This window comes from Citrobacter sp. Cpo100, assembly GCF_030332595.1.
In the GTDB taxonomy this organism is placed as follows: Bacteria; Pseudomonadota; Gammaproteobacteria; order Enterobacterales; family Enterobacteriaceae; genus Citrobacter; species Citrobacter portucalensis.
In genome coordinates, this window is record NZ_JAOWHM010000037.1 from 197847 (window position 1) to 215306 (window position 17460).

At 52.9% G+C, this 17460-nt stretch carries 16 protein-coding genes; 9 read left to right on the plus strand and 7 right to left on the minus strand.

Features of this window, described 5'->3' with window-relative positions:
- Positions 1-35 precede the first annotated feature (35 nt).
- Together ychF and pth are read right to left on the minus strand one after the other, a co-directional pair.
- Entirely contained in the window at positions 36-1130 is a 1095-nt protein-coding gene (gene ychF, locus OGX96_RS16510) for a redox-regulated ATPase YchF (protein ID WP_003020818.1), read from the minus strand.
- A 115-nt stretch (positions 1131-1245) separates the two neighbouring features.
- On the minus strand, positions 1246-1830 hold the full coding sequence (gene pth, locus OGX96_RS16515; RefSeq protein ID WP_103285323.1) for an aminoacyl-tRNA hydrolase: 585 nt from the start codon (positions 1828-1830) through the stop codon (positions 1246-1248).
- 274 nt (positions 1831-2104) lie between these two features.
- Between pth and ychH the strand changes: the two genes are divergently transcribed.
- On the plus strand, positions 2105-2386 hold the full coding sequence (gene ychH / locus OGX96_RS16520; protein ID WP_003833480.1) for a stress-induced protein YchH: 282 nt from the start codon (positions 2105-2107) through the stop codon (positions 2384-2386).
- 125 nt (positions 2387-2511) lie between these two features.
- On the opposite strand, the gene lysC is transcribed toward ychH, so the two are convergent.
- Positions 2512-3873, minus strand: a complete 1362-nt coding sequence (gene lysC, locus OGX96_RS16525) for a lysine-sensitive aspartokinase 3 (protein WP_008784984.1) — start codon at positions 3871-3873, stop codon at positions 2512-2514.
- Between the two features lie 608 nt (positions 3874-4481).
- Here lysC and OGX96_RS16530 point away from each other — a divergent pair.
- Positions 4482-5867 carry a diaminobutyrate--2-oxoglutarate transaminase gene (locus OGX96_RS16530; protein WP_008784983.1) on the plus strand — a complete coding sequence of 462 codons (1386 nt, stop codon included), beginning with the start codon at positions 4482-4484 and terminating at the stop codon, positions 5865-5867.
- 15 nt (positions 5868-5882) lie between these two features.
- On the plus strand, positions 5883-7346 hold the full coding sequence (locus tag OGX96_RS16535) for a pyridoxal phosphate-dependent decarboxylase family protein (protein WP_032943714.1): 1464 nt from the start codon (positions 5883-5885) through the stop codon (positions 7344-7346).
- Between the two features lie 97 nt (positions 7347-7443).
- On the opposite strand, the gene dauA is transcribed toward OGX96_RS16535, so the two are convergent.
- The 4 genes from dauA to lolB all read right to left on the minus strand — a co-directional run bounded on the left by dauA (position 7444) and on the right by lolB (position 11939).
- Complete coding sequence (gene dauA, locus OGX96_RS16540) at positions 7444-9126, minus strand: C4-dicarboxylic acid transporter DauA (protein ID WP_071692414.1); 1683 nt, start codon at positions 9124-9126, stop codon at positions 7444-7446.
- A gap of 124 nt (positions 9127-9250) precedes the next feature.
- On the minus strand, positions 9251-10198 hold the full coding sequence (gene prs, locus OGX96_RS16545) for a ribose-phosphate diphosphokinase (RefSeq protein WP_001518537.1): 948 nt from the start codon (positions 10196-10198) through the stop codon (positions 9251-9253).
- A gap of 269 nt (positions 10199-10467) precedes the next feature.
- Positions 10468-11319 (minus strand): 4-(cytidine 5'-diphospho)-2-C-methyl-D-erythritol kinase, encoded by an 852-nt coding sequence (ispE, locus tag OGX96_RS16550; protein WP_032943712.1) that lies wholly within the window; start codon positions 11317-11319, stop codon positions 10468-10470.
- Positions 11316-11939, minus strand: a complete 624-nt coding sequence (lolB, locus tag OGX96_RS16555; protein WP_003833422.1) for a lipoprotein insertase outer membrane protein LolB — start codon at positions 11937-11939, stop codon at positions 11316-11318. The genes ispE and lolB overlap by 4 nt, the downstream gene beginning before the upstream one ends.
- 211 nt (positions 11940-12150) lie before the next feature.
- Between lolB and hemA the strand changes: the two genes are divergently transcribed.
- From hemA to kdsA, 6 genes are read left to right on the plus strand one after another with little or no spacing between them, the layout of a single operon-like run.
- Positions 12151-13407: a glutamyl-tRNA reductase gene (gene hemA / locus OGX96_RS16560; RefSeq protein ID WP_003833420.1), complete on the plus strand. Its 1257-nt coding sequence runs from the start codon at positions 12151-12153 to the stop codon at positions 13405-13407.
- Between the two features lie 41 nt (positions 13408-13448).
- Positions 13449-14531: a peptide chain release factor 1 gene (prfA, locus tag OGX96_RS16565; RefSeq protein WP_286583655.1), complete on the plus strand. Its 1083-nt coding sequence runs from the start codon at positions 13449-13451 to the stop codon at positions 14529-14531.
- Positions 14531-15364, plus strand: a complete 834-nt coding sequence (gene prmC / locus OGX96_RS16570) for a peptide chain release factor N(5)-glutamine methyltransferase (RefSeq protein WP_071446250.1) — start codon at positions 14531-14533, stop codon at positions 15362-15364. The genes prfA and prmC overlap by 1 nt, the downstream gene beginning before the upstream one ends.
- Positions 15361-15753 carry an invasion regulator SirB2 gene (gene sirB2 / locus OGX96_RS16575; protein WP_071446252.1) on the plus strand — a complete coding sequence of 131 codons (393 nt, stop codon included), beginning with the start codon at positions 15361-15363 and terminating at the stop codon, positions 15751-15753. Before prmC ends, sirB2 begins: the two co-directional genes overlap by 4 nt.
- A 2-nt stretch (positions 15754-15755) precedes the next feature.
- A complete protein-coding gene (gene sirB1 / locus OGX96_RS16580) occupies positions 15756-16565 on the plus strand; it encodes an invasion regulator SirB1 (RefSeq protein WP_003020775.1) in 810 nt (269 codons plus the stop codon).
- Between the two features lie 35 nt (positions 16566-16600).
- Positions 16601-17455 (plus strand): 3-deoxy-8-phosphooctulonate synthase, encoded by an 855-nt coding sequence (gene kdsA, locus OGX96_RS16585; protein ID WP_003020772.1) that lies wholly within the window; start codon positions 16601-16603, stop codon positions 17453-17455.
- Positions 17456-17460 lie beyond the last annotated feature (5 nt).

Here is a 17460-nt window from a genome sequence, read left to right on the forward strand (position 1 = left end):
GATTCGTTGAAACCTCATGAGATAACAAATTTTATTTAGACGTTGAACAGGAAGTTCATGATATCGCCATCTTTGACGATATAGTCCTTACCTTCGGCACGCATTTTCCCAGCTTCTTTCGCACCTTGCTCACCTTTATAGGTGATGAAATCTTCAAACGCGATGGTTTGTGCGCGGATAAAGCCTTTCTCGAAGTCGGTATGGATTTTACCGGCTGCCTGCGGAGCCGTGGCACCGACAGGAATGGTCCATGCACGGACTTCTTTCACGCCAGCAGTGAAGTAGGTCTGCAGGTTCAGCAATTCGTAGCCAGCACGGATAACGCGGTTCAGGCCCGGCTCTTCCAGACCCATTTCAGCCATGAATTCTTCACGGTCAGCATCATCGAGTTCTGCGATGTCAGCTTCAACGGCTGCGCAAACGGCAACCACAACAGAACCTTCGGCAGCCGCGATTTCGCGCACTTTATCGAGGTACGGGTTATTTTCAAAACCGTCTTCGTTGACGTTGGCGATGTACATTGTTGGCTTCAGCGTCAGGAAGCTCAGGTATTTGATGGCCGCTTTGTCTTCGTCAGTCAGCGTTTTCAGCGCGCGCAGCATGCCAGCGTTTTCCAGCTGTGGCAGGCATTTTTCCAGCGCAGCCAGTTCTGCTTTAGCGTCTTTGTCGCCGCCTTTGGCCTTCTTCTGCACGCGATGGATAGCGCGCTCACAGGTGTCGAGGTCGGACAACGCCAGCTCGGTATTGATAACTTCAATGTCATCAGCCGGATCCACTTTGTTATTAACGTGGATGATGTTGTCGTTTTCAAAGCAACGCACCACGTGGCCGATAGCTTCGGTTTCACGGATGTTGGTCAGGAACTGGTTACCCAGACCTTCACCTTTGGACGCGCCTTTTACCAGACCGGCGATGTCGACGAATTCCATCGTTGTTGGCAGGATACGCTGCGGTTTGACGATTTCGGCCAGCTGATCCAGACGCGGATCGGGCATCGGGACAACACCGGTGTTCGGCTCGATAGTACAGAACGGGAAGTTTGCCGCTTCAATACCCGCTTTTGTGAGCGCGTTGAACAGGGTGGATTTGCCTACGTTTGGCAAACCGACGATACCGCATTTGAATCCCATGTTTAAATCACCTTAATCTTTTGATATTCAACCTGTTATGGAAAACAGATTGTAGAAATGTAAATAACTTTGCCTATTATACACAGCACGCGAGAAAAATGCCGCACATCGCTGCTTATTGCGCTTTAAAGGTGTGTAACCGGCTCGTCGCTTTGGTCAGGCCGTCTTTGAACAATATCTCGGTACAACGTGCCGCTTCGTCAATTGCTTCATCAATTAACTTCTGTTCTGAAACAGGCGGTTTGCCTAAAACAAATCCGACAACTTTGTTTTTATCGCCCGGATGGCCAATTCCAACGCGTAAACGATGAAAGTTGGGGTTATTACCTAACTTACTAATGATGTCTTTCAGGCCATTATGTCCGCCATGACCGCCGCCAAGCTTAAATTTGGCCACGCCAGGGGGCAGGTCTAACTCATCGTGTGCGACCAAAATTTCATCGGGGTTAATACGATAAAAACAGGCCATCGCACCGACAGCCTTGCCGCTCAGATTCATAAATGTGGTTGGCACCAGCAGACGGACGTCTTCACCTTCAAGCGTAACTCTGGAGGTGTAGCCGAAGAATTTCGGCTCATCGCGCAGGGGAGCGCGTAATCTTTCTGCCAGCAGATCGACATACCATGCGCCTGCATTGTGTCGCGTTGCCGCATACTCTGCGCCGGGGTTCGCCAGGCCGACAATCAATTTAATCGCCACGTGTTTTGTCCTGAGTGTTTCGATAAACGACGTGTAGTTTACTGTCTGACGCTGCTGTTGACAAAAAACTGCGTGCTTATCGCCAAAAGCTGAATAATTGCACAAATGGACTATTAGAAAATGAGTGTGTTCAGTGGCTTATTTGTAAAGTTTTGTTGCATGAGTGTTTGTAATTGTGATCGCTCCCGCACTTGCGAAGGGCAGTGTTGTCTATACTTTACACATAAGGATTAGGGGTATTCCCTGTAACAACCCAAAGTTCCGGAGGTGACACATGAAACGCAAAAACGCTTCGTTACTCGGTAACGTGCTCATGGCTTTAGGGTTGGTGGTGATGGTGGGTGGTGTTGGTTACTCTATTTTAAACCAACTGCCGCAATTTAATCTGCCACAGTTTTTCGCACATGGTGCCGTGCTCAGTATTTTTGTTGGTGGTGTCCTCTGGTTGGCGGGTGCCAGAGTGGGGGGGCACGAACAAATCAGCGATCGTTACTGGTGGGTGCGCCACTATGACAAACGCTGCCGTCGCGGTGATACCAATCATCGGCATAACTAATAGCTCTCCCAGCTTGGAGTGCAGTTGTTTGAACACAAAGTCCTGGTTTAAAAACCAGGGCTCTGCTTGTTCGTCAGTACTGGATTAAACGACTTCTACCCTTGGTGGCATACTACAAAGAAGCGTTATTCGAATAACCGATAATGTAACGCTTTGATCGCGCTGTCTGCATTGTCAGCTGGCAACAGAATACTCAGGTTGTCGTTTGACGCCCCATGGCAAATCATTCGTACCGTATGCTCTTCAAGCCAGGCAAAAACGTCTTTGCAAACTCCCGCAGCCTGTGTGAGTTGATTCCCCACCAAAGTGACCAGCGCCAGCCCGGTTTCCACTTCCACACGACAGTGGGAGGACAAGGCGGTAAACAATGCGGTGGTCAGCACATGGTCTTCACCTGAGGTTGCATGAGTGGCGTCCAGCGCCAGCGCAATACTATTCTCTGAGGTTGTAACCAAATCCACTGTGACTGCATGGCGAGCTAAAATGGTGAAGGACTGCGCCAGGAAAGAACAGGAAGGTTGCGCCTCCAGGCTGTGTAACCGCAACAGCGTCTGTTTACGACGCACGGCGAGCGCACGATAGCGAGGTGGATTATCGGTGGTGTTGTGCACCAGCGTACCTCCGGCGGCAGTATCCTTACTTGAGCCAACAAAGACCGGAATGCTTTTACGCATTGCCGGGAGCAGTGTCGCCGGGTGGAGGACCTTCGCACCGTAGGCGGCCATATCGCTGGCCTCGGAAAATGAGATATGGTCGATTCGTTTGGCCCGCGGCGCAATGCGTGGGTCGGTGGTGTAGATCCCTGCGACGTCGGTCCAGATGTCAACGCGTGTGGCGTGAAGCGCCTCACCGAGAAGCGTAGCCGTGTAATCACTACCGCCGCGTCCAAGCGTTGTGGTGTGCCCTGCGGCATCACGCCCGATAAATCCCTGAGTCACCATAATCGCTTGCTCAAGACGAGGGCGCAGGTGAGTCTCCACCTGGTGGTGTAGTGTGCCAAGCTCAGGTTCGGCACAGCCGAAGTTCGAGTTAGTACGCATCACGCTGCGGGCGTCAAACCACCCGGCCTCGGCATGCCGTTCACGTAAGACTTCAGTAAAAAGTAGCGAGGACATCAGCTCGCCATGGCTGACTAATTCATCGCTTAACGCATCAGACGGCGAAACCATCGCCGTTTGTGCAAGACGACGTATATTGTTTAGAAGATTATCGATTTCCGTGCTGATAACGGACGGCTGCTTCAGGCGGGAAATAATGTTGTATTGGATGGCGCGTAAAGTCTCAATCTTATCTAATTGTTGATGTGTTTCCAGACCTTCAGAAAGCTCAACCAGTAAGTTTGTCACGCCTGCAGAAGCAGACAAAACGACTAAACGGACATCTTGATCAGCAAGGACAATGCTGGCGCTGCGGTTCATCGCATCAAAATCAGCGACGCTGGTGCCGCCAAATTTGGCAACGACGGATGGTGGATAAATGCGAGTCATAACAATCTCATATCAGGGCGCCATAAAAGTATGGCTAGAAAATTTTCATTCTCGGCATAAGGGAACGACGTTCGCCTTACGAAATGTCCGCCCGCGAACATTTCTGCTGACAACCCAGGGAATACCTGTTGTCGATAACGCGTGTCGCCTGTACACGTTATCGGGTGCTGCGCATTAATTTTATCTACATAGCCTGCAAATAAGCGCGCCATACTAAGTGATTTATATTTAGGGATCGACTTTTTTATTCGATTTATCGACAAATAAGTGAAAAATCATGTCATCACAAGATATCGAGAGCATCATTAATGGTAAAAACGTGTAAAAAAATAATAAAAACACGAAAATCCCATGGTTTTTATTAGATTGTCTGCGTTGCAATTAGCTACAACATTGTTAATTAAATAGATATATTTCTTTAGGATTTAGTAATGGTAAATAGTTGTTACGCTTTGAATTTAAAGGAGAAAGTTGTTATTTTTAATGCCGAAAAATAAATGATTGAGTCCTAAGCTAAAACAACATATATTAGCCGCGCTTTTTTACAGGTAATCCTTATAACCATTTATTCAATCAGGCGTTAATCTACACCTGGTTGTAGGAGTGATATGATGACGGATAAAGTCCGTATTGATACTTTAAGTGCTAATTCATTACCGCAGAGCAATGATACCTTTTTAGCAAGACAGGCTGAGTTTGAATCTAATGTCCGCAGCTATCCACGTAAACTGCCATTAGCGATCGCTAAAGCGCAGGGCGTCTGGATTACTGATGTAGAAAATAATCAATATCTTGATTGCCTGGCAGGTGCCGGAACCCTGGCGCTTGGTCATAACCATCCTGAAGTGCTGCAGAGCATTCAAAGTGTCATCACAAGCGGCTTACCGTTACATACGCTTGACCTTACCACGCCGTTAAAAGATGAATTCTCATCTTATTTACTTTCTTTATTACCGGGTCAGGGCAAAGAATATTGCCTGCAGTTCACCGGTCCGTCCGGCGCAGATGCTGTTGAAGCGGCGCTGAAGCTGGCGAAGAAAGTCACCGGCCGTTCCAGCATCATCAGTTTCTCCGGTGGCTACCACGGGATGACCCACGGCGCGCTGTCCGTGACCGGCAACCTGTCGCCGAAAGAAGCGGTCAGCAACATGATGGCGGAAGTGCAGTTTATGCCGTATCCGCATCAATACCGTTGCCCGCTGGGTATCGGCGGCGACGCTGGCGTTAAAGCATTAACCTACTACTTCGAAAACCTGATCAACGACGTTGAAAGCGGCGTGCGTAAACCGGCTGCCGTGATCCTTGAAGCGGTGCAGGGTGAAGGTGGCGTGAATCCGGCTCCGGTCGAGTGGCTGCAACGCATTCGTAAAGTGACGCAGGAACATGGCATTCTGCTGATCATCGATGAAGTTCAGGCGGGCTTTGCACGTACCGGTAAACTGTTCGCCTTCGAACATGCCGGTATTGAGCCAGATATCATCGTGATGTCCAAAGCGGTTGGCGGCGGTCTGCCACTGGCGGTGCTGGGCATTAAAAAGCAGTTCGATGCGTGGGCTCCGGGCCACCACACTGGTACTTTCCGCGGCAACCAGTTGGCGATGGCGACCGGTCTGACAACGCTGAAGATCCTCAAAGATGACAAGATTGCCGATAAAGTTGCTGCCCAGGGCGAGTGGCTGAAAGGCAAACTGGCTGACCTGCAGAAACGCTACCCGGTTATCGGCCAGGTGCGCGGTCTGGGTCTGATGATCGGCCTGGAAATCGTGAAGCCGAACGAAGCGCAGGATCACATGGGCTGCTACCCGGCCGATGGCGAGCTGTCCGCGTTGCTGCAGAAAAAATGCTTCGAAAATGGGCTGATTCTGGAGCGTGGTGGCCGCAACGGGTGCGTGCTGCGCCTGCTGCCGTCACTGCTGATCACCAACGCTGAACTGGAAATCTTCCTCGATAAATTCGAAAACGCCCTGCTGGGCGCTGGCGTGAAGCCGGTTTAAACGGAGTTGGATCGAATGTCAGACGTAAACCCGATTCTGTCCGGCTCGGCGCAAAGCATTGCAGCTTATCAGGACGCTATCGAGCAGAGTACGCAAGCGGTCGTTGAATGGTTGAAGCAGCCTGAGATGTATCAGGGTAAAACCGTTGAGCAACTGCGTGAACGTATCAACCTGAATTTTACGTCTCAGGGCCTGGGCAACCAGGCCGCTATTGAGCGTGCGGTTGAATACTTTCTCAAAGACAGCTTGTTGGTTCACCATGCGCAGTGCGTGGCGCATCTGCACTGCCCGAGCCTGGTAATTAGCCAGGCGGCGGAAGTGCTGATCAACGCCACCAACCAGAGTATGGACTCCTGGGACCAGAGCCCGTCGGCCACCATCATTGAGATCAAGCTGATCGAGTGGTTGCGTGAGCAGGTTGGATACCCGACAGGCGATGCGGGCGTATTCACCAGCGGCGGTACGCAGAGTAACCTGATGGGCCTGATGCTGGCGCGTGATGCTTTCTTCGCTCGCCAGGGGCACTCCATTCAGCAGGATGGTCTGACCGGTGATCTGAGTAAAATCAAAGTGTTCTGCTCTGAAAGCGCGCACTTCTCCGTGCAGAAGAACATGGCGCTGATGGGGCTGGGCTACCGTTCCGTCACCCAGGTGAAGACCGATGCGTTTTCACGCATGGATCTGGCTGATCTGAAAGACAAGCTGGCCCAGGCGAAAGCCAACGGTGAGCAGGTGATGGCAATCGTCGCCACTGCCGGTACTACCGATGCGGGCGCAATCGATCCGTTAGCGGATATTGCAGCGCTGGCGGCAGAACATCAGATCTGGATGCACGTGGATGCGGCATGGGGCGGGGCGTTACTGCTTTCTGATAAGTACCGTGACTTCCTGAACGGTCTTGAACTGGCGGATTCCGTGACGCTGGATTTCCACAAGCAGTTCTTCCAGACCATCAGTTGCGGTGCGTTCCTGTTAAAAGATGCGCGCCACTACGAGCTGATGCGTTACCAGGCAGCGTACCTGAACTCTGATTTCGATGAAGAGGCTGGCGTACCAAACCTGGTATCGAAGTCGCTGCAGACCACGCGTCGTTTCGATGCGCTGAAGCTGTGGATGGGCCTCGAAGCGCTGGGCAAAAAGCAGTATGCCGAGATCATTGATAACGGTGTGACGCTGGCGCGTGATGTTGCTGAGTTTGTCAAAACCCAGCCACATCTTGAACTGGTGATGGAGCCGCAGCTGGCAAGCGTGCTGTTCCGCTTCCGCCCGCAAAGTGACGACGTGGCATTTGTCGCGCTGCTGAACCAGCGTATTGGCGACGTTCTTCTGGCTTCAGGTAGCGCCAACGTCGGCGTGACCGAAGCAGATGGTGTCACCTGCCTGAAGCTAACGCTGCTCAATCCGACGGTATGTCTGGAGGATGTTAAAGTCCTGCTGGCAAGCGTGAAGGCAACGGCTGAGCAACTGTTGAACGCGTAAGCAATAAGCTTGTTATAAAAATGGCTCCCAGGTAAGGGAGCCATTTTTTTGTCTGTCATTTGCAATCCGGCGGCGTTTAGCCTGGCCGGGCTACACGTTAGCGGATATCTGCTAGCGCAGCATCTTTATTCGGGAAGAACGTCAGGCGCCCGGCAATCGGCTGAATACCCGCGCGCGCCATGGTGCGTAGCGGCTGGAATTCCAGATTACTGATGCGTAATTCACAACCTTCCGGCAGACGTTTTACAAAGCGCTGGAAAGCGTCCAGACCACCGGCATCCAGTACCGGGACCGCGTCCCACTTCAAGACTACGATGCGTTTACCTTCAATACGCGACTCAAGATCGGTAAATAATCCTTCCGCCGCGGCAAAGAACAGCGGACCAATAACGCGCAGCACCAGCACATCGTCCGGTACGTCTACGTTGACCGGCGCCAGGCGAGTCATGCGCGCAATACGACGCATAAACAGCAGAGAGGCGAGAACGATACCGACGCTGATGGCAATAACCATGTCGAACAGTACCGTCAGCGACATACACATCAGCATGACAATGATGTCGTCTTTCGGCGCATGACGCAGCAAATCCACCACTTTATGCGCTTCACTCATGTTCCATGCCACCATCAGCAGCAGGGCGGCCATGGCGGAAAGCGGTAACCAGGAAAGCAGCGGTGCAAGTACCAGCAGGGCAAGGATCACCAGAATCGCGTGGATAACCGCAGAGATTGGCGAGGTCGCCCCGGCGCGGACGTTTGCCGCAGAGCGGGCAATTGCCGCTGTGGCGGTGATACCGCCAAAGAATGGTGCCACGATGTTACCCAGCCCCTGGCCAATCAACTCGCTGTTAGCTTTATGCTTGGTGCCGGTCATCCCATCGAGTACGACGGCGCACAGCAGAGATTCAATTGCCCCCAGCATCGCCATCGAGAAGGCTGCCGGTAACAGCGCCTGTAACGAGCTCCAGCTTAGGGTAAAGTTTGATTCCGGCATATTCCACGGCAGGACCAGCTGCGGCAGCAACTGCGGGATACCATTACCCTGTGAGCCGTCAGCCAGAATGTAGTGGAACTGAGAACCAATGGTGGCGACATGGCCGCCGGTCAGGTTCACGATACCCATTACCGCACAGCCTGCCAGCAGTGCGGGAAGGTGACCCGGCAGTCGGATCCCCAGGCGCGGCCAGAAAATCAGGATCCCCAGCGTCACTACGCCAATGGCGGCATCGCCGAAATTGATGGTCGGCAAGGCCATAAACAGCGCGCCAACCTTCTGCAGATAGTGCTCCGGGACATGGGCCATCTGCAGGCCAAGAAAATCTTTAATCTGCATGGTACCGATGGTGATACCAATACCCGATGTAAAACCTAACGTTACCGACACGGGGATATATTCGATCAGGCGGCCAAAACGAGCGAGGCCGAAAAGGATCAGGAATATCCCGGACATGAGCGTGGCAACCAGCAGGCCTGCCAGCCCAAACTGTTGCGACACCGGATACAGAATCACCACGAAGGCGGCGGTTGGGCCAGATACGCTAAAGCGCGATCCCCCGGTAAGGGCGATAACAATCCCAGCGACGGCTGAGGTATACAGGCCGTACTGCGGCGCAACGCCACTGCCTATTGCCAGGGCCATTGCCAGCGGAATGGCGATGATCCCAACGGTTATCCCGGCGATCAGGTCACGGGTAAAGCGAGAGGCAGTATATTTTTCTTTCCAACAAGCGTCGATGAGGGCGCGGAAAGGCATCACATGTGAGGAAAATAATCTGTTCACAATAATGTTTCATCCATGAGCGCATCATCTGTCAACTAAATGGCAGGTGAAGGAGGCATAAGTCATACAAATAAGTATTGCAGATAAAAAAACCCGCCGCAGCGGGTTTTTGAGCCGGGCTCGATTAATGCTCGAACATAGCAGAGATGGATTCTTCGTTGCTGATACGACGAATCGCTTCGGCCAGCATACCCGACAGGGTCAATGTACGCACGTTTGGCAGCGCTTTGATTTCGTCAGTCAGTGGGATAGTGTCACAGACAACGACTTCATCAATCACTGAGTTGCGCAGGTTGTTTGCCGCATTACCTGAGAAGATCGGGTGAGTGGCGTAAGCAAATACACGTTTAGCACCACGTTCTTTCAGTGCTTCTGCTGCTTTGCACAGCGTACCGCCGGTATCGATCATGTCATCAACCAGAACACAGTCACGACCTGCAACGTCACCAATAATGTGCATCACCTGAGAAACGTTCGCACGCGGGCGACGTTTGTCGATGATAGCCATGTCGGTATCGTTCAGCAGTTTAGCGATAGCGCGGGCACGCACGACGCCACCGATATCCGGAGAAACCACAATCGGGTTGTCCAGGTTCAGCTGCAGCATGTCTTCTAACAGGATCGGGCTACCGAATACGTTATCAACCGGTACGTCAAAGAAGCCCTGGATCTGTTCAGCATGCAGGTCAACGGTGAGGACGCGGTCAACGCCAACGCTGGACAGGAAATCAGCGACGACTTTAGCGGTAATCGGTACACGAGCGGAACGTACGCGACGATCCTGACGTGCATAGCCGAAGTAAGGAATAACGGCGGTGATACGGCCTGCGGAAGCACGGCGCAGCGCATCAACCATAACGACCAATTCCATCAGGTTGTCGTTAGTAGGGGCACAAGTGGACTGGATGATGAAAATATCACCACCGCGTACATTTTCATTAATTTGTACGCTGACTTCGCCGTCGCTAAAGCGACCTACAGCGGCGTCGCCGAGTGAAGTGTACAGGCGGTTGGCAATACGTTGTGCTAGTTCCGGGGTGGCGTTACCAGCAAAAAGCTTCATATCAGGCACGAGAAGAACCTCAGGCATGCGTCCATTGGTGGAAAGAATCTGCCGAAAACTGTGCGGGCCAGGCAGTATCCTCTCCATGCGGTGTATTAAAGAGCGCGATGCAACGTCTGGAACAGGGTGACGTTGTCACCGCAACTCAGCTTGCCCGGCTTACTCTTTATCTTTCGCGTTTCATTTGCGCTGGCATCAATTCCTCACACCAGTTACATACTGAAGTTGTATGCACCTGGCGATTCGTCATTTCGCCATCTTCCTGAAATCCGAAGGATTTAGAGTAACGCTCTGTGCAATGGGGAGAGGTTGACGCCTTTCGCCACAAAGCCTTTGAGCCATTCCGGGGCTTGCTCAAGCACCTGGCGAGCACGAGACTCAGTGTCAAATTCAGCAAAGACACAAGCCCCTGTACCAGTCAGGCGCGACGGCGCGTATTCTAACAGCCAGGAAAGCGCCGCATCAACCTCGCGAAAACGTTTTCTTGCGATAACCTCGCAATCATTGCCGAATTCACATTTTAGTAACGTTTTTATTGACCTTTTTGGCGTGTTGCGCGGGAGGTCGGGATCGTTAAAAATCACCGGTGTCGGAATACTGACTCCCGGATGAGCAACCAGATACCACTTTTCCTCAGGCTCGACCGGCGTCAGAATTTCGCCTACGCCTTCGGCAAAAGCCGCATGGCCGCGCACGAATACGGGAACATCCGCCCCCAGCGTTAAGCCGAGTGCCGCCAGTTCATCAACTGAAAGTCCGCACTGCCAGAGATGGTTCAGCGCCACCAGAACGGTTGCCGCATTAGACGAACCTCCGCCAAGACCGCCGCCCATCGGCAGGCGTTTGTCGATACTGATGTCCGCACCGCTCCCTTTGGGAAGGCGATTGCTTTCAGATGCCGCTTTCATCAGCAAACGTGCCGCACGGACGATCAGATTGTCTTCATGCGCAACGCCTTCCACTGGGGTTAACAGGTGAATTTCGCCGTCGCTACGCGGTGCAATATCTATCGTGTCGCCATAATCAAGAAACTGAAATAAGGTCTGCAGCGTGTGGTAACCGTCCGCACGCTGTCCGGTGATGTATAAAAACAAATTCAGTTTTGCCGGAGAGGGCCAATGGGTCATCATTTCACAATCCAGTTATCCATTTTCAGCTTAATACGCTGGGAGCCGTCGGACAGCTCCATGTTTGCTGGCATCGCTGGCTGGGTTTTGCTGTCGTAGGCGCTATAGACCACTTTCCAGTTTTTACCGTCTTTGCTGTAGTTCACTTCACTCAGACGATATTGGTCGTCGAGCTTATAATCGGTGGCGTCACCTGGCAGTCCAAGGATCCACTGGCGCAGGCTGTTTAATGGGATAGGCATGCCGGTCAGTTTGCCGATCATCTCTTCAGCGTCGTCGGCGGTGTAATGTTTGCCTTTGTTATCGACCAGTTCGACGTTGCCAGGCTGCGCATTAAGTTCCAGTTCAGTGCTGCCCAGTGGGTTGGTCAGCAGGAGACGATAGCGGTCCTGACCGGTTTGCTGCCAGAAAAAGCGGGCATACACTTTCTGTTGATCGGAAATATAGGCAAACGCACCACGCGTCTGATACTGGTTCAGGGCGCGAACTTCCTGTTGGTGCTGGCGCCACTGCGGAGAATCGGGGCTTTTACCGGGACCTTTAGGCGCGTTGAGCGTACAGGCAGTAAGAACCAGGGCCGCCAGCGGCAGCAGGCGAATCAGGCGAAAATCAGGCAGGGTCATAATGATGACAAATCCTTGAGATACGTTGCAGTTATAACTCTTAATGCTAGCGCCGCCATCAGACATCGTCTACGTTCAAGTTATCTTAAATCGCTTAAATTTGTGCACTAAGCTATTACTCCAAAAGGGGTCAGTCTCTTTTATTGACCGCACGCATCCTGTATGATGCACCCAGTCTAACCTTATCAACGCTGGTACTATTCCCGCACACATGACCCTTTTAGCGCTTGGTATTAACCATAAAACGGCACCTGTATCGCTGCGAGAACGCGTAACGTTTTCGCCGGATACGCTCGATCAGGCGCTGGACAGCCTGCTCGCGCAGCCAATGGTGCAGGGCGGGGTAGTGCTGTCGACGTGTAACCGCACGGAGCTGTATCTCAGCGTTGAAGAGCAGGATAACCTGCAAGAAGCGCTGGTTCGCTGGCTGTGTGAATACCATAACCTCAATGAAGAAGATCTGCGCAACAGCTTGTACTGGCACCAGGACAACGACGCGGTCAGTCATTTGATGCGTGTTGCCAGCGGTCTGGATTCACTGGTGCTCGGTGAACCGCAAATTCTGGGGCAGGTGAAAAAAGCGTTTGCGGATTCGCAAAAAGGTCACCTGAACGCCAGTGCGCTGGAACGCATGTTCCAGAAATCATTCTCTGTCGCAAAACGTGTACGTACAGAAACTGACATCGGCGCCAGCGCCGTGTCGGTGGCGTTTGCCGCCTGTACCCTGGCGCGGCAGATATTTGAATCGCTCTCCACGGTAACCGTGCTGTTAGTCGGTGCGGGCGAAACCATTGAGCTGGTTGCGCGACATCTGCGCGAGCACAAAGTGAAGAAGATGATCATCGCCAACCGCACTCGCGAGCGTGCGCAGGTGCTGGCGGATGAAGTCGGCGCCGAGGTGATTTCACTGAGTGATATAGACGCGCGTTTACAGGATGCCGATATCATTATCAGTTCTACCGCCAGTCCGCTGCCGATTATCGGCAAAGGAATGGTGGAACGTGCGCTTAAAAACCGCCGCAATCAGCCTATGTTGCTGGTGGATATCGCCGTACCGCGCGATGTCGAGCCGGAAGTGGGTAAATTGTCTAACGCCTATCTGTACAGCGTTGATGACCTGCAAAGCATCATTTCGCATAACCTGGCCCAGCGCAAAGCGGCGGCGGTGGAAGCCGAAACGATAGTGGAGCAGGAAGCCAGCGAGTTTATGGCCTGGCTACGCGCCCAGGGCGCAAGCGACACTATCCGCGAGTATCGCAGTCAGTCAGAACAGATCCGTGATGAACTGACCGCCAAAGCGTTGGCCGCTCTTCAACAGGGCGGTGATGCGCAAGCCATTATGCAGGATCTGGCCTGGAAACTGACCAATCGCCTGATTCATGCACCAACCAAATCACTTCAACAGGCCGCCCGTGACGGGGATAGTGAACGCCTGAATATTCTGCGCGACAGCCTCGGGCTGGAGTAGCAGCACACCAATCTTATTTTTTACAGGGTGCATTTACGCCTATGAAGCCTTCTATCGTTGCCAAACTGGAAGCCCTGCATGAACGCCATGAAGAAGTTCAGGCGCTGCTCGGTGATGCGGGTACTATCGCAGACCAGGATCGCTTTCGTGCGCTGTCGCGCGAATATGCGCAATTAAGCGATGTATCTCGCTGTTTTACGGACTGGCAACAGGTTCAGGAAGATATCGAGACGGCTCAGATGATGCTCGACGATCCTGAAATGCGTGAAATGGCGCAGGATGAACTGCGCGAAGCAAAAGAGAAATGTGAGCAGATGGAACAGCATCTGCAGGTCCTGCTATTACCTAAAGATCCCGATGACGAACGTAACGCCTTCCTCGAAGTGCGCGCGGGAACTGGTGGTGATGAAGCGGCGCTGTTTGCCGGCGATCTGTTCCGCATGTACAGCCGTTACGCTGAATCGCGTCGCTGGCGGGTTGAGATCATGAGCGCCAGCGAAGGCGAGCATGGCGGGTTTAAAGAAGTCATTGCCAAGATTAGCGGCGAAGGCGTTTACGGGCGACTGAAGTTTGAGTCTGGCGGCCATCGCGTGCAGCGCGTACCTGCGACGGAATCGCAGGGGCGTATTCATACCTCTGCCTGTACGGTCGCGGTTATGCCGGAACTGCCGGATGCCGAACTGCCGGACATCAACCCGGCCGATCTGCGTATTGACACCTTCCGTTCATCAGGCGCGGGCGGTCAGCACGTTAACACCACCGACTCCGCAATCCGTATTACCCACTTACCGACCGGTATCGTAGTGGAATGCCAGGACGAACGTTCACAGCATAAAAACAAAGCCAAAGCGATGTCGGTGCTGGGGGCGCGAATTCGTGCCGCAGAAGTGGCAAGACGTCAACAGGCGGAAGCCTCTGAACGCCGCAACCTGTTGGGCAGTGGCGATCGCAGCGATCGTAACCGTACCTATAACTTCCCGCAGGGGCGTGTGACCGATCACCGCATTAACCTGACGCTCTACCGTCTGGATGAAGCGATGGAAGGCAAACTGGATATGCTCATTGAGCCGATTGTCCAGGAATACCAGGCCGATCAACTGGCGGCATTGTCCGAGCAGGATTAATGGATTATCAGCACTGGCTGCGTGAAGCGATAAGCCAATTACAGGCAAGCGAAAGCCCGCGCCGTGACGCCGAGATTTTACTCGAGTTCGTTACTGGCAAAGGGCGCACCTTTATTCTGGCTTTCGGCGAAACGGAGTTAACCGAGGCGCAGCGTCAACAGCTTGATACGCTACTGGAGCGGCGTCAGCGGGGAGAGCCGGTGGCACACTTAACCGGCGTGCGTGAGTTCTGGTCGCTGCCGCTATTTGTGTCTCCAGCTACGCTTATTCCGCGTCCGGATACCGAGTGTCTGGTGGAGCAGGCGCTGGCTCGCCTGCCGGCCTCAGCGTGTCGTATTCTTGATTTGGGAACCGGCACGGGTGCCATTGCGTTGGCGCTGGCAACCGAGCGTCCGGATTGTGCAGTGACTGCCGTAGACCGCATGCCCGATGCCGTGGCACTGGCCATTCGCAACAAGCAGCAACTGGGCATCGACAATGTTTGCGTGCTGCAAAGTAACTGGTTCAGCGCATTGCAGGGACAGCAGTTTGACATGATTGTCAGCAATCCGCCGTATATCGACGAACAGGATCCGCACCTGGCGCAAGGCGACGTTCGCTTTGAACCGCTGTCGGCGCTGGTGGCGGGCGCTCAGGGGCTGGCGGATATCGTGCATATCATCGACCAGTCTCAGCGCATGTTAACCCCCGGCGGCTATCTGTTGCTGGAACATGGTTGGCAGCAGGGCGAGGCCGTCCGTGATGCCTTTACTCGTGCGGGTTACGTGGCAGTTGAAACCTGTCGTGACTATGGCGGCAACGAGCGAATTACGCTTGGACGCATCCCATCATGAGTACCTTCGGTGTGTTACTCAACGTCCATCTCATCAGCATTGCGCTTTCGGTTGGTTTGCTGATCCTGCGATTTTGGTGGCGTTACACCGACTCGCGCCTTGCCTGCGCGCGCTGGACGCGCATCGTGCCGCCGGTTGTCGATACCGTTTTATTACTCAGCGGCGTAGCGTTAATGGTTAAAGCGCACATCCTGCCATTCACTGAGCACGGGACATGGCTGACTGAAAAGCTGTTTGGGGTTATCATTTACATCGTTTTGGGTTTTATTGCGCTCGATTATCGTCGGGCGCGCAGTCAGCAGGCGCGATTAATCGCTTTTCCGCTGGCGCTGGTGGTGCTGTACATCATCATTAAACTCGCCACCACAAAAATACCGTTACTGGGGTAAGCATGAGGTCGTTAGCTGATTTCGAATTTAATAAAGCGCCATTGTGTGATGGGATGATCCTGGCGTCGGAGTCTATCCGTCTGGATTTTCCAACACAAACTGTCTATGACGAACTGGAACGTCTGGTCAGTCTGGCGCAAGAAGAAATTAGCCAGCTCCTGTCTCAGGATGAGCAACTGGAAAAACTGCTGGCACTTTTTTACGGCGAATGGGGGTTTACGGATACCCACGGCGTCTATCGTCTTTCTGATGCACTATGGCTTGATCAGGTACTGAAAAATCGTCAGGGCAGCGCCGTATCCCTGGGTGCGATCTTATTGTGGATTGCCAACCGACTGGAGCTGCCGCTGGTGCCGGTGATTTTCCCGACACAACTCATCCTGCGTATTGAATCGCTCGATGGCGAAATGTGGCTAATCAATCCGTTCAATGGAGAAACGTTAAATGAGCACACGCTGGAAGTGTGGCTGAAGGGGAATATCAGCCCGGTCGCGGAGCTGTTTAACGAAGACCTGGATGAGGCGGATAATGCAGAAGTAATTCGTAAGCTGCTCGACACGCTGAAATCATCGCTGATGGAAGAGCGGCAAATGGAGCTGGCGCTGCGTGCCAGCGAAGCACTATTACAGTTTAATCCTGAAGATCCGTATGAAATACGCGATCGTGGATTAATTTACGCGCAACTGGAGTGTGAACATGTTGCGCTGACCGATTTAAGTTATTTCGTTGAACAGTGTCCGGAAGACCCGATCAGCGAAATGATTCGTGCGCAGATTAATACTATTTCGCACAAGCAAATTGTATTGCATTGATTAATGACACTTTACCTACCGTTTAAGGCGATCCTATGAAACAAAAAGTGGTTAGCATTGGCGACATCAACGTGGCAAATGACCTGCCGTTCGTGCTGTTTGGCGGAATGAACGTGCTGGAATCCCGCGATCTGGCGATGCGCATTTGTGAGCACTACGTAACCGTTACTCAAAAGCTGGGTATCCCTTACGTGTTCAAAGCCTCCTTTGATAAAGCCAACCGTTCTTCCATCCACTCTTACCGTGGACCGGGCCTTGAAGAAGGGATGAAAATCTTCCAGGAACTGAAGCAGACTTTTGGCGTAAAAGTGATCACCGACGTTCACGAAGCCAGCCAGGCTCAGCCTGTTGCTGACGTGGTGGATGTGATTCAGCTGCCGGCCTTCCTCGCTCGTCAGACCGATCTGGTGGAAGCGATGGCGAAAACCGGTGCCGTTATCAACGTGAAAAAACCGCAGTTCGTAAGCCCGGGCCAGATGGGCAATATCGTGGACAAATTCCATGAAGGCGGCAACGACAAAGTAATTCTTTGCGACCGTGGCGCGAACTTTGGTTATGACAATCTGGTTGTGGATATGCTGGGCTTCAGCGTGATGAAGAAAGTTTCTGGCAACTCGCCGGTGATTTTTGACGTTACCCATGCGCTGCAATGCCGTGACCCGTTTGGCGCAGCAAGCGGCGGTCGTCGTGCGCAGGTTACCGAACTGGCGCGCGCAGGTATGGCAGTAGGTCTGGCCGGTCTGTTTATTGAAGCGCATCCGGATCCAGCCAATGCGAAATGCGACGGTCCATCCGCGCTGCCGCTGGCGAAACTGGAACAGTTCCTGACCCAGATTAAAGCGATTGATGACCTGGTTAAAAGCTTCGACGAGCTGGATACTGAGAACTAAGAAAG

Bases quoted from the DNA above. Each gene is read 5' to 3' on its own strand.
- ychF (WP_003020818.1), bottom strand. From the start codon at position 1,130: ATGGGATTCAAATGCGGTATCGTCGGTTTGCCAAACGTAGGCAAATCC.
- ychH (WP_003833480.1), top strand. From the start codon at position 2,105: ATGAAACGCAAAAACGCTTCGTTACTCGGTAACGTGCTCATGGCTTTA.
- lysC (WP_008784984.1), bottom strand. From the start codon at position 3,873: ATGACTCGCATTTATCCACCATCCGTCGTTGCCAAATTTGGCGGCACC.
- OGX96_RS16530 (WP_008784983.1), top strand. From the start codon at position 4,482: ATGATGACGGATAAAGTCCGTATTGATACTTTAAGTGCTAATTCATTA.
- OGX96_RS16535 (WP_032943714.1), top strand. From the start codon at position 5,883: ATGTCAGACGTAAACCCGATTCTGTCCGGCTCGGCGCAAAGCATTGCA.
- ispE (WP_032943712.1), bottom strand. From the start codon at position 11,319: ATGATGACCCATTGGCCCTCTCCGGCAAAACTGAATTTGTTTTTATAC.
- lolB (WP_003833422.1), bottom strand. From the start codon at position 11,939: ATGACCCTGCCTGATTTTCGCCTGATTCGCCTGCTGCCGCTGGCGGCC.
- hemA (WP_003833420.1), top strand. From the start codon at position 12,151: ATGACCCTTTTAGCGCTTGGTATTAACCATAAAACGGCACCTGTATCG.
- prfA (WP_286583655.1), top strand. From the start codon at position 13,449: ATGAAGCCTTCTATCGTTGCCAAACTGGAAGCCCTGCATGAACGCCAT.
- prmC (WP_071446250.1), top strand. From the start codon at position 14,531: ATGGATTATCAGCACTGGCTGCGTGAAGCGATAAGCCAATTACAGGCA.
- sirB2 (WP_071446252.1), top strand. From the start codon at position 15,361: ATGAGTACCTTCGGTGTGTTACTCAACGTCCATCTCATCAGCATTGCG.
- sirB1 (WP_003020775.1), top strand. From the start codon at position 15,756: ATGAGGTCGTTAGCTGATTTCGAATTTAATAAAGCGCCATTGTGTGAT.
- kdsA (WP_003020772.1), top strand. From the start codon at position 16,601: ATGAAACAAAAAGTGGTTAGCATTGGCGACATCAACGTGGCAAATGAC.